This is a genomic window from Hymenobacter nitidus, from assembly GCF_020447315.1.
Classification (GTDB): Bacteria; Bacteroidota; Bacteroidia; order Cytophagales; family Hymenobacteraceae; genus Hymenobacter; species Hymenobacter nitidus.
The window spans coordinates 243,132-257,001 of the sequence record NZ_JAJADQ010000005.1; the positions used below are offsets into that span (position 1 = coordinate 243,132).

Genomic DNA, 13,870 nt, shown 5'->3' on the forward strand with positions numbered 1-13,870 from the left:
AATTAGGAAGCGGCTGAAGCGACTGAATCAGTGCTCAGCCGGCGGTGCAGCTGAAAAGGGTAGAGGATAAAGTACCAGAGAATAAAACCCGCCGAGCTGCCGATGATCAGCAGGCTCAGGGCCAGCGGCATGCCGGTGTGGCGCGTCACGAAGCCTTCCAGAAAGCCAGCCGTGATAAAAATCGGGACCAGGCCCAGCACCAGCTGCATCCCGTCGCGGGCGGCGCGCCGGAATGATTCGCGCCGCGAGTAGGTATCCGGAAACAGAATGCCCCGGCTCATGACCAGCCCCGCGCCCCCGGCCAGCACAATGGCCGAAATTTCCAGGGTGCCATGAATCCAGATGGTGAGTACCGAGGGCAGCAGCAGGCCTTTCTGGTAGAAGAAAGTCTGAAAAGCACCCAGCATCAGTCCGTTGCGAAATAGGATGGTGCCCGTGCCCAGGCCCGGCAGCAGTCCGCTGGCGAAGGCCAGCAGGGAGACTTTGATGTTGTTGAGCGTGATGTAGAGGAACATCACGCTCTCGTCCTGCCCCTTATACACGGCCATAGGGTCGCCGCGCTCAATATTTTCCAGGGTCTGATTCACGTAGGCGTCGCCGAGCACCACCCGCACGAAGGACTCATCGAAGGCCGCCGACAACACGCCGATGGCCGTGCTCAGCAGAAAAAAAACCAGCGCCAGCAGCAGGGGCCGGTGGTGTCGGGCCACCAGCAGGGGCAGCTCGCGGCGCCAGAAGCTGGCGAAGCGGCCCGGCTCCATACTTTTGTTTTTGTACAGGGCCTGGTGTAGCTTGCCTGTCAGGGCATTCAGGTAGGCCGTGGTCGACGAGTCCGGATAGAAGGTGCGGGCGTAGGACAAATCGTCGGTCAGCTCTACAAAGCGGGCGGCCAGCTCATCGGGGCCAGTGGCGGGCACGCTCTCGTAGTGCTGCCACTTGGCTTGATTCTGACGCAGAAAAACAACTTCGCGCATGCGGCGCCAACCTCAGAAAACAACTGCTAATAGTGGCAGCTGCCAAATATAAGCAAATAGGTCACGCGGCCCGGGCGTTTTTTAAGTTTCAAAAGCAAGAGCAGTATGAGTACGATTCGGGTGCAAACAGCGCAAAACGTGGCGCTGGAATACGAGGTAGCCAGCATCGGCGACCGAATCCTGGCCCAGCTGCTCGACTGGCTGCTGCTGCTGGTGCTGTCGTCGGTGGTAACGTACCTGGTCGAGAAGCTGACCAGTGACTCGGATGCCCGCCGTATCGTGCTGCTGACCTTCGTGGGGCTGCCCATCCTGCTCTACCACCCGCTCTGCGAAATCTTCTTTAACGGGCAGAGCCTGGGCAAGCTCACGCGCCGCATCAGAGTGACGCGCCGCGACGGTACCCGGCCCCAGATCGGCGACTACCTGCTGCGCTGGCTGCTGGGGCTGCTCGAAATTTCGCTCACCTTCGGCAGCGTAGCCACGGTAGCGGTGCTGCTCAACGGGCAGGGCCAGCGCCTGGGCGACATGGCCGCCAACACGGTAGTGGTAAGTCTGCGGCCTCCGGAAGACGGCCTGCCCGCCGAAGCCCAGCTGCTGGATGGCTACGTGGTGGTTTTTCCGCAAATCAGCGTCCTGACTGACCAGGACGTGGATCTGATCCGCCGGCTGCTGCACCAAAGCCTGAAGCGCAGCGACTATCTGCTGCTCAACGAGGTAGCCAACAAGGTGAAGCGCCTTGCCAGCATCGACACCGACCTTCCCGACGAGGCTTTCCTGCGCACCGTGCTGCGCGACCATGCCCACCTGAACGGCGCCATCGGGTAAGCACCTCAAGCACCGCGGCACGACGCATTGGCAACCATAGACAACACAAAAAAGGCCCCTAACCGATGGTTAGGGGCCTTTTAGCGAAGCAGTAGATTCGTCTACCGCTGTACAAGCTTACTTGAGCAGTACGCCCCGCAGGGTGCCGGCCGACTCACCGTCGAGCAGCAGGGTGAAGAAATACATGCCCTGGCCGGCTTTGCTATTCCAGCTCAGCGTCTGCGGGCCCGAAGCCAGCGTGCCGGCGTTAATCGTTTCTACCTGACGGCCCAGGGCGTCGGTTACGACCAGCGTAACCTGCGCCGCGCGGGGCATGGTGAAGGCCAAACGGGCCTGGTCAACGACCGGGTTGGGGTACAGGCTCAGGCCGGCTACCAGCTCCTCGCGGCCCCGAACCGGCAAGGCTACGCCCGTAGCAGCGGCCACGGCAATGTCGCGCACGGTGATGCCGTTGCCGATGGCGCCCACCGCCGTAGCGGCGCCCGAGGTCAGGTTCACAGTGTAGAGGCTGCTGTTGGCCGAAGTGCCGGTAGTGGCTACCAGGTAGGCCGTGTTGACGCCCACGCCGGTGCTATAGATGTCTAGGTCCACGTTGGCCGGGGCCGTGTTGGCCGTGATACCCGAGCTGCCAATGGTGGTGAGCTGCCCGTCGGCGGGCGGGTTGGCCGTGCTTTGGGTGTTGAGCACGTTCAGCACTTCGTCGTAGTTGAACAAGGTGGTGCCGGTGGTGGAGCTGGCGCCCGTGAAGCTGTTGGTGTAGGCCACGGCCCCGATGGAAGGCGTGTTGGTACCGGTGGCGTAGGTCAGCTGGCCGTCGGTGGCGGCCAGCGTGCCGGTCACGGGGTTCAGGCGGTAGTTGGTGCGGTTGGCACCCACCACCCGGATGCGGTCCACGGTGGGATTAAAGTCGAAGCTGACGCTGCCGGAGCCCAGGGCCAGGGCGATGGGCGCGCTGGTCTGGGTGGCCAGACCCGTGGTAGCATTCAGGGTGTAGAGCTGCGCGGTTTGGGTGGTAGCGTTGTAACCCAGAGCATACAGCGCGTTGTTCAGGGGCCGCACATCTAGGCCTACCAGCGTCTGGGCCGCGTCGAAGCCGGTGATGCCGACGGCAGTGCGAATCAGGCCGGGCTGAGCCGTATCGAAGGTAATCAGGTTGGTGCCCGCCAGAGCGTAGGCCAGTTGACCCGTAATGGCCGGCAGCGTAGTGGGCCGGTCAATGGCAAAGGCGAAGTCGGTGAGGCTGGTCGTTGCGTTGATTCTAATACTGCCGATACGTGTGGCGGCACCGGTGGCTAAATTCAGCGTGAACATCCGGGTTTCAAAATTAGCAACATCCGGGTCCGTGACGCTGAGATAGGTCGTATTGCTTGCCGTGGCAGGGTTAAAATAGATATCAACGTCGTTGGGTAAGCTTGCCAAGGTACCGGCATTTATACCCGTTATCGGCGCCACTGTATTCAGTGTGCCGTTGTTGGGGGGAGACTGGGTAACCAGACGGTTGTTCTGCTCATCAATGTTATACAGCGTGGTGCCGCTGGCCCCTATATAGCTATTCGTGTAGGCCGAAGTCCCGACAACGGGCGTCTGGCTGGCGTTAGGGTCAGTGGTAGCATAAGCCAAGGGGCCATCGGTAGCCGCCAAAGCGCCATTGTTTGGGTTCAGGCGCAGGTTGGCGCCATTGCCGGCCGTCACCCGAATCCGGTCTACGGTGGGGTTGAAGTCAAAGCCGATGCGGAAACCGATGGTACCCAAATTCAGCGTTTGGGCCGCGCCCACGGCGGTAGCTACGGCTGTTAGCCGGTTAATCGTATAGAGTTGAGTTTGCTGATTGACAGTGTTATAGCCCAAAGCAAACAACTCGCCTGTAGCGGGGCGTACGTCCAGGCCCACCAGAACCTGGCCGCTGGTTACTCCCGTTATAGCCACTTGCGTCAGGACCGGAGTCGAGGCAGCAGTATTGAGGCTAGTGCTAGTAAAGGATACCAAAGAGGCGTTTGCGCTGGGGCTTTGGGCACCCAGAGGATAAGCCGAGGCCAGACCATACACGGTTTGGGCCTGAGCAGCCGTGGCGGAAAAGGCCAGCGCGGACAGTCCTAGTAAGGTTTTGCGTACGAAAGAACGCCCGGAAGTAGAGGTTGAGGTCATGATAGAGAAAAAATAACGGGGGTGAATGAGCTGGTTACACCTGTGACCAGCAATTCCCTTACGGGGTTGTACGGAACTATGGATTTATATTAATAGACTTTTAATCAACTGAAGCCTAGTTAATTGAGGGCGGGTACAGCCCGGGGAGGCCAGTAAACGAATGCTACTCAGTGCCCTACAAACAAAAAAGGCAGCCTGCAATAGGCTGCCTTTTTGGGATGAAATGATGCGTCCGGCGTAGCCTACCAGGCCACGGGCTTGCCCTGCCAGGTCACGAAGCTGCCGTTTTCCTCGGCGTGGAGCTGGTCGGTGAGGCGGATGATGCCCCGGGCCGAGTCGGCGGCGGGCAGGGCCGCACCGGTGCCGCCCATGTCGGTCCGGATCCAGCCCGGATCAACCATAATGGAGATGATGCCGTGGTGGCCGGCCTCGGCGGCCAGGGTGCGCATGTACATGTTCATGGCCGCTTTGCTGGCGCTGTAGTGGTAGTGGCTGCCCGAGGCTTTGAGCTCCAGCGAGCCTAGGCCCGACGACAAACTCACCACCCGGCTCTTGTGGCCGGCCTTAAGCAGGGGCAGAAACTGCTGGGTCACGAGCAGTGGGCCCACGGCATTAGTGCCGATGACCTGCATGGCATCCTCGTAGCGCAGCTGGCCCAGCTTCTGGCTTTCCTGGTTGTCGTCGATGCCCGAGCCGGGGTGGCCGGGCAGGATACCGGCGTTGTTAATCAGGATATCGAGGTGGTCGGTGGCGGCGGCTACCTGCTCGTAAGCCGCGGCCAGGGAGGCGGCGCTGGTTACGTCCAGGGGCAGCACCACGAGCTGGCCGCCGCGCTGCTGGGCCAGGATCTGCAGGTCGGTGGCGCCTTCGGGCTGGCGCGTGGCCGCAAATACATGGTCGCCGCGCTCCAGGTACTGGCGGGTAAGTTCGAGGCCCAGGCCGCGGTTAGCGCCGGTAATAAGAACAGATTTCATGGGTGGTTGGCTTAGGTGTAGACAAAGGCAGAGCCGGCCAGAAAAGCCGGTTTGCCCCGGAAGTTTACTCAAATAAAAGCCGGTTTTTGAGCGGTTGAACCACGTCGGCGCAAAAAAGCCGGTCGGGAACGTTCCCGACCGGCTTTTTTGTGAAGTAAACGACACAGCCCCGGATGCCAGGGGCCAGGCTTGGCCGGCAGCGCGTCGTGGCGCGACTGCACGGCGGCAATAGCCCCGCTGAGCCAGGCCACCTGGGCATCGACCTGGCCGGAGTCGACGGCGGCCAGGAAGGCGGCCGCGGCCGCGCTATCGGCACTCCGATTTTGCAGTCGAGCTTTCTGGTAGGTGGCTGTCAGTAGCTGGTCGTCGTAGCGGCGGCGGTCGGCCATGGTCAGATTGGGGCAGGCTAGGCTGCTAGTTCGGCTTGGGTGAGTTGAAAGAACTCCCGTACCACGGCTACCACGGAGTCTGCTAAATGGGGCGGAGACTTCAGGGCTGTTTACTTGTATAATTCGTGTTTGTGAAAAGTAGACAGAGCCGGCAAGCCATTGGCCTGCTCAGCGGCTCCTGCCCAGGAAGGCCACGCAGGGGTGGAGACCCACCCTTGCGACTGGTCGTTGAATGGGAAACGGGGAGGGCACTGTAAGCAGAGCACTGTATCTTAACGACCGTTTGGCTGAACTAGGCTCCTTTTCTGCTAGTCTGACCGTTTTCGAATCAGGGTATAATATTCCTTATAAAAGCCATAATTTTTAATAGAATCTTCTTTGGAGTAGAAGTACAAGGTGTCGGCATTAAGGCGGTAAGCGTCTTGGTGAGAGCCTTGCTTACTTGGAACTCTGGCCGCGTACTTATTGCCAAGTATTGTGACTAGAACACCCTTCTTACGCCACCGTGCATGGGTACGTAAAACCAAAAGATGACCTGCCCTGCGCCAGGTGCCTGTTTGTTTAGTTGCTTTGCGCGAGAAGTGAAACCAGCTCAACTTGGTAAAAGTCGAGTCTTTGTATAAATGTAGGGATACAGAGGAATAGCGGGGCCTTCCACCCTCATAGGTTTCGACAGGCTGTTTCCTTAACAGCAAGACCAGCATCAACAAGATCAATAACTTCATAGGCGGTAATGTAGATACCAGCAATGAGATGTTACCCATGCTCTCATAAGCTCCTATACTTCCCCCAGTTAGGACTTAAGTTGTCCTATGCGCAGTTCCTACTTCTTAGGCAGCAAACCCTCTTTTTGCCAGAACCACCGTTTTGCTGAACTCCTAGTCATGTCACTGTGGCCTCATTGCGCGTTAACGGGTGTACCTTCCGTTCACAAGCCCCGCCTCATGCTACTGATCCGACCACTCGCCTGCTAGTTGCTTTTGGGCGTGGGGACGTTCGTGGGCGCGGGGTGTCAGCAAAGCGGCCTCCCCAACAAATTCGTAGGAAAAAAATGACAACTAAAAAGTTTACACCGTTTCCGATTTTGCAAACCCAACGGCTGACCTTGAGGCAGCTCAGACGCAGCGATGACCAGGAAATATGGGCGCTGCGGTCGAACGAGCACGTGAACAAGTACTTAGATAGGCGGCCCAGCCAATCAATTGATGACGCCAGGACCTTCATCCACACCATTAACGAAAACGTCCAAAGCGACGATTGCATTTACTGGGCCATTACGGTGAATGAGGCTGACAGCGTGATTGGGACGGTTTGCTTGTTTAACTTTTCGGAAAACGCGTCGAAGGCAGAAATCGGGTATGAATTATTGCCAGACTTTCAGGGCAAAGGGATTATGCAAGAAGCGCTCACAACAGTGATTCACTTTGGCTTTCAACAGGTCGGACTACAAGCAATAAAAGCGCATACTCGCTTTGAAAACCAACGTTCCGTAAGCGTTTTAGAGAAACTACATTTTAAGCGAGGCAGTGAGACGGACGAAGCACTCACGCTGTTCGAATTGACACATAACGACTTCATGGCCGAAAGAGCAACTGACCGCCAATAATGTGTTTGTGTGCCCGGTTTAGGTCAACGCCCATTCCTGTCTCAACTGACTACTGTAATTTCCTTACACGATCTATATCTGTGCAGCCCCCCTTACGCTGACTGGAGCGCGTTTACCTTCGGTCCCTTTGGCTGAACTTTACTTACCACTTCGTATCCTCATGGGCTATCACCTTCGCGCTTTCGTTGGCTCCAGTACTATCTTACGCCTGATGACGGCTACCTATCCGTGTGCGGTGCTGGTCGAACTTGCGCAAGGAATGTCGCTGATCCCGCTGACGGATGACCTCTTTGACACAATAGTTTCATCCGCCTCCCCAGTTCTCATCCCGCCTTTTTACTACTTAACTACCGAGTTGGAACAACAGGTATTGCGGTGCGTGGGTGCCGGAGCCCTCGGCTACCTGGAAGCCGACTACTTTAACGGTCTGGGAGAACAAGCATCCCTGTTGTGGCAGGCCCGACAACGGCTCGTGTGGGGCCCAGGTCCGGGCTCCATCAATATCATGCTCAGGCAATTAGGGGTATCCGCTGCCGCTCACCACGATGCATTCGATGCAGTGGGATTGGGTAAGCATCGACATTTGGAAGATTGGTTACCCGAATAAGGGCGAGCCAGCTATTGCCCATCTTCTATTCTGACCCTTTCGCTGAACTAGAGTAGTTTTAGTGATGACCAGTATCAATGTCTCGGCAATTTACTCAGAAGCAGGTGTCAACTTCCCCATCTCTTATCTTTTCATGCGGCTACTTAGAGAGCAGTTGGCACAACTAGAGCCGCAGCACCATGCGGTATACCAGGCTAAGTATGGCTTGGACTTTACGTTGGGCATCATTCTCTCTGCGAAATCGAACACGTCCCAGTTAGAAATCAAGGGGCCATCGCTTAGCAAAAAGTATAAGGTCGTAGACGACACGTTGTACATCCCATTTGTCATTGCGGAAGAGGCAGAGACCTTCTACAGCAAGTATGTTTCCTTCGTTTGCACAGGCGTTTCCACTGTGCTGGAAAAGTTTTTGGACGCGGGAGTAGTCAAAGGAGCTGTCGCAAAATTCAGAGCCTGTGCGTTAGAGCAGCAGACTGAACTTTTTCAAGCAGAGTGGTTCTGCAATCAACCCCTCCTTTTCCTAAACCACTGCCCATGCACATCTACTGGTATGGCAAAGTGGTTCTACGGCCCAGATTGAGTTCGAGAAACTGGTTCACCTTTCAAAGTTCATGAAACTTGAAATGGAGATGAGTTTCGTGAACAGCTTTAGTAGGCGTTTTTTTATGCCCCAGTCCCGTTGAGTAGCCCAGCTGCAACTGCAAAGCAAGAGCCCCGGTAGCTACTCAGCCTCACTGTGCACTCGTTCGGCTATGCCGGGTTACGCCTACGCCGGAGGTGCTGCGTCCCGCACCGTTCGGTCGTTCTGCTGGCGCGGCCTAATTCGCGGCACAGCAGCTCACGCGTAGTAGTCACTCGGCACCACCGAGCGACAGCCGGTGGCTGTGTGCTTGCTTACTCGATACAGTGGAACACCCTTACAGGGTAAACGGCTTACCCTGGTAAAACGCCAGAATCTGCTGCTTGAAGCACCAGTCGTACTTGGCCTGCACCAGCTCGGCCTGCGCCCCCACGAGCCGGCCGCGCGTCACGCCGAACGCCACGGCGTCGATGCTGCCCAGCTCCAGCAGGCGCTCGGCGTAGCGGTATTCTTCTTCGGCGGTGGCGGCCTGCAGCTGCAGGGCCTCGTATTTGCGGGCGGCGGCCCGGCACGCCAGATAAGCGCCGGCCACCTTGGCCTGCACGTCGCGGGCCACCTGCTGGTAGCTGAGGCGAGCGGCCACCACTTCGAGCCGGGCCAGGTGGTCGGCGGTGCGGAGCTGGAGCCGGTTGAACAGGGGCACGAACAGGGACACGCCTACCTGCCGGTTCAGGTTGTCGCGCAGTTGGGTGCCGAAGCGCAGATCTTCGTAGTTGGAGGTGCGCGTGGCCAGCTGCCCCGTCAGCGAGAGGGAAGGCCGGAAGCTGGCCCGGCTCAACTGCCCGACGTACCCGGCAGCTTCAATTCGGGCCTGGGCCGCGCGCAGCTCGGGCAGGGCCGCGGCGGCAGCCAGCACCTCGGCCAGCGGAACTTCGGGGTCGGCGGGCACCACAGCCAGGGCCGACTGCTGCACCACCATTTCTTCCTGCACCGGCAGGCCCAGGAGCTGGCGCAGGTCGAACAGGGCCTGCTCGGCGCTGTTTTCGGCCCCCACCGTGAGCAGGGCCTCGGCCGCCACCTGCGACTGGATGGCCAGCAGGTCGCGCTTGCTGAGCGCGCCCCGCGCCAGCTGAGCCTTCACTTTCTGCTCCTGCCGAACCAGCAGGGCTGCCCGCTGCCGGGAGTGCAGCAGCTGCTCCTGAGCCAGCAGCACCTGCAAAAACGCATAGGTCACGCCCAGCAGCACGTCGTTGGTACTGGCCTGGTAGCCGTAGTCGGCCTCGGCGGCCTGCTGGCGGCGCAGCTTAAGCAGGTTGACGGTGGCAAAGCCGTCGAAGACGTTCAGATTCAGGTTCAGCGCCGCCTGGTTGCCAAAGTTGAAGCGGTTGGACAGCTCGTTCGTGGACGGGTCGACGAGGAAGCCCCAGTTGCTGGCCGAGCGTACCCGGGCGTCGATGGTGGGCAGAAACAAGTGGTGGGCTCCGGCCAGCTGCGCCGTGCTTTTGTCCTGGGCTACGCGGGCCAGCTGCATGGCCACGTTGTGCTGCTGCGCCTGGGCCAGACAGTCGGCCAGCGTCCAGCGCTTCTGCGCCCCAGCCGGTCTGCTGCTCAGGGCCAGCAGAAGTGCCAGCAGGGTGCCGCTGAGCCAGGGGTGGCCCGGCAGGCCCGGGAAGCAGCCGCTACTCTTCATCGATTTGCAGGTTTACTTCCCGGATGCTCTCAATTTCGCGCAGGGCATCCACAAACACGTCGTCGCCTTTGCCCTCCTTCAGCCCTACCAGGTAGCGCAGCTGCATCAGGTCGGGGCTTTCCGGCACCGGCGTCTTGGCCCCGATGCCGCCTTTTTTCGAGGCCTTGGTTCCCAGCAGCCGGTAGCGCTTGCAAAACGAATCCAGCACCGGCTGGTAGGCCGGGTGCGTGGCCGTGCTGCCGCTCAATGTCAGGGTCAGGATAAATACCCGGGACTGGGCATTGGTCAGCACCCGGGCCATAAGGGTGGTTACCAGGCCAATGAGCAGGCACCCCACCACGGCCACCAAGTGCAGGCCTTTGCCGCAGGCCAGCCCGATAGCCAGGGCAAAAAACAGGTACATGAACCCCTGGGCATCCTTGGGCGAGGTCCGGAACCGGATAATTGACAGAATACCCACGATGCTGAACGCCTGAGCCAGGTTGTCGCCCACCACCATCATCACGAAGGCCGTAATAATGGTCAGCATCACGATGGACTTAATCAGGTTGAGCGAGTAGCCCCCGTGGCGAAAGGCCAGCACGTAAAACCCCGCAATGATGCCCCCACACAGCGTGGCCCACACCGTGTTGCCCAATACTTCGCGCAGGGTGATGGAAAAATTAAAAACGTCGGGTAAAACTGGGGGCATTCACGGGGGCTGGAAGGGTGGAAGAAGCAGGCGGCAGCGGGGCAGGTGGCCCCGGCCTAGTAGAGCAGCAAGGAGCGGGCAAAGCGCGCGACGTGGCCCTGCACCGACAGGGCCTGGCACGAGACGACGGCGCGCACCACCATGCCCGGCACCAGGGGCAGGTTTTGCTCGGGCAGCAGGGCCGTTACAAAAAAAGCCTGGCGGCCGTCCACCAGCTGCACCGTGTTGTCGATGCCGATAATCCTGCCCTGCGTGGTTTGGGTGGTGCCCGTAATGGCAACTTCAATAGCCTGCCCCATGCGCACGTACTCCTTCTCGACGTAGGCCACGGGCAACAGCGCCACATAAGCCGAATTGTCGGCCACTGCCACCAGCACTTCCTCCGTGGGGTTGGCCGAGGCAGATTGCAGCAGCAGTGTGCCCGACACCGGCGCCACGAGCGTGCGGTCCTGCAGGCCCTGGTTGATGAGCTGCATCTGCTGGCGCAGGGCGCGGATGCGCGTGCGGATAACGTGCAGCTGCTCGGGCCGCCCGCCGGTGCTGGCCGACTTCAGATTGGACCCCATCAGGCGCACGTTCAGCTCCCGCACCCGCAATTGGTTGAGCGCTACTTCGTATTCCTGCCGCGAAGTCAGGGAGTCCTGGTACAGGGCCTGGGTGCGCTGGGTGAGCAGGCGCTGGGTGGCCAGCTCCTGCCGGGCCAGGGCTACCTGGTTGGTCATGCCCTCCACGTCGGCCGACTTCTGGCCGGCCTCCACCAGGCGCAGCTCGGCCTGTTGCTCGGCCAGCTGCCCCTGCAGCTGCGAGAGTTGCTCATGGTCCTGGTTGGAGAACAGGGTGGCTACCGTGTCGCCCTTGGCCAGGGTGGCCTGGCGGTAGAGGCGGGGGTGGAGGTGGAAGTTGGCCTGGGCCCCGCGCTGAAAAACGGAGGCCGAAAACGCCGTCAGCTTGCCCGTACGATTGTCTTTAAGTGCCGACACCAGGTTGCCGTTGGCCGCCCGGCTCAGGGTCCATTCACTGACGGGCAGTACCAGGCCGCTGGTCGGCACGGTGTAGGGTATGGCCGGGCGGTCAATCTGCAGGATGGTGGTGACGAGCACCAGCGGCCCGACGGCAAACAGAATATTTCGCCTTAGTAAAGGTGTCAGCATACGGCGCACGGTGAATGAGGGAAATGCCTGGGGTGAACTATCATGACCGTGTGGTCCGGGAAAGCAGTATGCAGCAGTATGAGTCCTTGCGGAAAGAGCGTTGGTGGGCTTGGTGGGGAGTGCTGAACTGACCGCCAGGGTTATACCGCCGCCTGAGGGATAGGAGACCGGGGTAGTTGCTGGCGCGCTTAATAGTGGGATAATATACGATTATTATAATAATAATTATCACAATAATGATAAATCAATTGAGCTTGTCGTTACACTATCGGCCACTATAATGCTGGGCCGAAGGTAAGGCGGCGCCAGTTGCGGGAATGAATCCAGGGTGAAGCCGCATCCATTAAGCTGGTAAGCCGGATTGTGTGCCTCCCAGAAATAACTTGACGGCTGCGACCCACATAAAATAAAAATACCCCGCACACGGTGCGGGGCATTTTCGTGGGGCAAGCCGTATTGCTCAGTATAGGATATACGGCCTTAAGCAAAAAAGCAGTGTTTAGCCGGCGGCAATGGCCTTGCGCTTGCTCACGCGCGGGTGGCGCTCGTCGGTACCCTGGGCCAGCAACTCGTCGTCGCGGTCGGTTTTCTTGATCGACCAGCTCAGCGAGTACAGGTCCTTGCGCCGGTCGCGTAGGTTGCGCACGGCCCCGGAAGTGTTCAGGTCCTTGAGCAGGTCCAGGTCGAGGTCGGCAATCAGGGTCATCTCCGTGTTGGGCGTGGCCTCGGCCACGATGGCATCGTGGGGGAAGGCAAAGTCGGAGGGGCTGAACACGGCGCTCTGCGAGTACTGAATGTCCATGTTCTCGACCCGGGGCAGGTTGCCGACCGAGCCGGTAATGGCCACGTAGCACTCGTTTTCGATGGCGCGGGCCTGGGCGCAGATACGCACGCGCTGGTAGGCGTTCTTGGTGTCGGTCCAGAAGGGCACGAACAGGATTTTCACGCCCTCGTCCGAGAGCATGCGGGCCAGCTCGGGGAACTCCACGTCGTAGCAGATCAGGATGCCGATTTTGCCGAAGTCGGTGTCGAAGCAGCGCAGCTTGTCGCCGCCGCGCATACCCCAGTAGGAGGCTTCATCGGGGGTCACGTGCAGCTTGTACTGCTCGTCCACGGTACCGTCGCGGCGGCAGAGGTAGGCCACGTTGTGCAGCTTGCCATCCTCGTAGAGCGGCATCGAGCCGGCAATGATGTTGATGTTGTAGCTCACGGCCAGTTCCATCATCTTGGCCTTGATGGGCTCGGTGAAGGCCGCCATGGCCCGGATGGCCACCGAGGGCGAGTCCTCGTTGGTGAGGGCCATCAGCGGGGCGTTGAAGAACTCGGGGAACATCACGCAGTCGGACTTATAGCCCGACACGGTATCGACGAAGAACTCAATCTGCTGCAGAAGGTCTTCCAGGGAGCGGGTGGCGCGCATCTGCCACTGCACAATGCCAATGCGGACGTTGCTTTTCTGGTTGCCGATGAGCTTTTCCTCTTCCTCGTAGTACACGTTCAGCCACTCCAGCAGCGTGGCGAAGGCCTTGCTTTCGGAGTCGTAGGGCAGGTAGCCGCGGATGATTTTGCGGACGTGAAACTCGTTGGAAAGCTGGAAGGTGAGGATGGGGTCGGTGATTTCCTTGTTGCGCACCATCTCCACGTACTTGGCCGGCGTCATCTCGTTGGCATAGGCCGCGTAGCCTGGAATTCGGCCGCCCGCCACCATGGCGCGCAGGTTCAGGTTTTCGCAGAGCTCCTTGCGGGCGTCGTAGAGGCGGCGGCCCAGGCGTAGGCTGCGGTACTCGGGGTCCACGAATACGTCCACGCCGTAGAGGGTGTCGCCGTCGGCATTATGGGTGTCAAACTTGCCGTTGCCGGTAATCTTGGCGTAGGTGTGCCGGTCGCCGAAGTCGGAGTACTGCACGATGATGGCCAGGGCGGCGGCCACAATCACGCCGTTGTCCTCGATGCAGATCTGGCCTTCGGGAAACTTGCGCAGCAGGGCACTGAATTCCTCCGCCGACCAGGAACCCTCCATGTTGGAGTATACCTTGTCCATGATAACCTTCACGGCCTTGAAGTCGGAGCGGCGCAGGGTGCGCAGTACTAGTTTATGAGCCGGAACGGCGGTGGGCGTCAGGCGCTCCAGGGCCGCGGCGGCATCGGCAGCGACTTTCTTAGCGTGGCTGCCGCCGGTTTTGCCAGTGGAAGAAGTGGCCATATAAAATCAGGAAAGAGTGTAAGCAAAAGTAAAGA

12 protein-coding genes are annotated in these 13,870 nt (G+C 59.5%); 4 read left to right on the plus strand and 8 right to left on the minus strand.

The window, feature by feature from the left end:
- Positions 1 to 2: 2 nt before the first annotated feature.
- Positions 3 to 974 (minus strand): stage II sporulation protein M, encoded by a 972-nt coding sequence (locus LGH70_RS11585; RefSeq protein ID WP_226185707.1) that lies wholly within the window; start codon positions 972 to 974, stop codon positions 3 to 5.
- A gap of 105 nt (positions 975 to 1,079) precedes the next feature.
- On the opposite strand from LGH70_RS11585, the gene LGH70_RS11590 reads away from it, so the two are divergent.
- Positions 1,080 to 1,799: an RDD family protein gene (locus tag LGH70_RS11590; protein WP_226185717.1), complete on the plus strand. Its 720-nt coding sequence runs from the start codon at positions 1,080 to 1,082 to the stop codon at positions 1,797 to 1,799.
- Positions 1,800 to 1,916: 117 nt separating this feature from the next.
- Here the strand turns inward: LGH70_RS11590 and LGH70_RS11595 are convergent, their stop codons facing one another.
- The 3 genes from LGH70_RS11595 to LGH70_RS11605 all read right to left on the minus strand — a co-directional run bounded on the left by LGH70_RS11595 (position 1,917) and on the right by LGH70_RS11605 (position 5,307).
- Positions 1,917 to 3,944: a DUF4394 domain-containing protein gene (locus LGH70_RS11595; RefSeq protein WP_226185719.1), complete on the minus strand. Its 2,028-nt coding sequence runs from the start codon at positions 3,942 to 3,944 to the stop codon at positions 1,917 to 1,919.
- Positions 3,945 to 4,186: 242 nt separating this feature from the next.
- Positions 4,187 to 4,918: an SDR family oxidoreductase gene (locus LGH70_RS11600; RefSeq protein WP_226185721.1), complete on the minus strand. Its 732-nt coding sequence runs from the start codon at positions 4,916 to 4,918 to the stop codon at positions 4,187 to 4,189.
- 68 nt (positions 4,919 to 4,986) lie between these two features.
- Positions 4,987 to 5,307, minus strand: a complete 321-nt coding sequence (locus LGH70_RS11605) for a hypothetical protein (RefSeq protein WP_226185723.1) — start codon at positions 5,305 to 5,307, stop codon at positions 4,987 to 4,989.
- A gap of 1,051 nt (positions 5,308 to 6,358) precedes the next feature.
- Between LGH70_RS11605 and LGH70_RS11610 the strand changes: the two genes are divergently transcribed.
- From LGH70_RS11610 to LGH70_RS11620, 3 genes are all read left to right on the plus strand, one after another.
- Positions 6,359 to 6,913, plus strand: a complete 555-nt coding sequence (locus tag LGH70_RS11610) for a GNAT family N-acetyltransferase (RefSeq protein ID WP_226185724.1) — start codon at positions 6,359 to 6,361, stop codon at positions 6,911 to 6,913.
- 127 nt (positions 6,914 to 7,040) lie between these two features.
- Positions 7,041 to 7,520: a hypothetical protein gene (locus tag LGH70_RS11615; RefSeq protein ID WP_226185725.1), complete on the plus strand. Its 480-nt coding sequence runs from the start codon at positions 7,041 to 7,043 to the stop codon at positions 7,518 to 7,520.
- A gap of 64 nt (positions 7,521 to 7,584) precedes the next feature.
- Complete coding sequence (locus LGH70_RS11620; RefSeq protein ID WP_226185726.1) at positions 7,585 to 8,100, plus strand: hypothetical protein; 516 nt, start codon at positions 7,585 to 7,587, stop codon at positions 8,098 to 8,100.
- A 337-nt stretch (positions 8,101 to 8,437) separates the two neighbouring features.
- Here LGH70_RS11620 and LGH70_RS11625 read toward each other — a convergent pair whose 3' ends face one another.
- The 4 genes from LGH70_RS11625 to LGH70_RS11640 form a co-directional block, all read right to left on the minus strand.
- Positions 8,438 to 9,790 carry a TolC family protein gene (locus tag LGH70_RS11625; RefSeq protein WP_226185727.1) on the minus strand — a complete coding sequence of 451 codons (1,353 nt, stop codon included), beginning with the start codon at positions 9,788 to 9,790 and terminating at the stop codon, positions 8,438 to 8,440.
- A complete protein-coding gene (locus LGH70_RS11630; protein ID WP_226185728.1) occupies positions 9,780 to 10,481 on the minus strand; it encodes a DUF4956 domain-containing protein in 702 nt (233 codons plus the stop codon). The genes LGH70_RS11625 and LGH70_RS11630 overlap by 11 nt, the downstream gene beginning before the upstream one ends.
- Before the next feature lie 56 nt (positions 10,482 to 10,537).
- A complete protein-coding gene (locus tag LGH70_RS11635; protein ID WP_226185729.1) occupies positions 10,538 to 11,632 on the minus strand; it encodes an HlyD family secretion protein in 1,095 nt (364 codons plus the stop codon).
- A 499-nt stretch (positions 11,633 to 12,131) separates the two neighbouring features.
- Entirely contained in the window at positions 12,132 to 13,835 is a 1,704-nt protein-coding gene (locus tag LGH70_RS11640; RefSeq protein WP_226185731.1) for a bifunctional GNAT family N-acetyltransferase/carbon-nitrogen hydrolase family protein, read from the minus strand.
- Between the last annotated feature and the right edge of the window lie 35 nt (positions 13,836 to 13,870).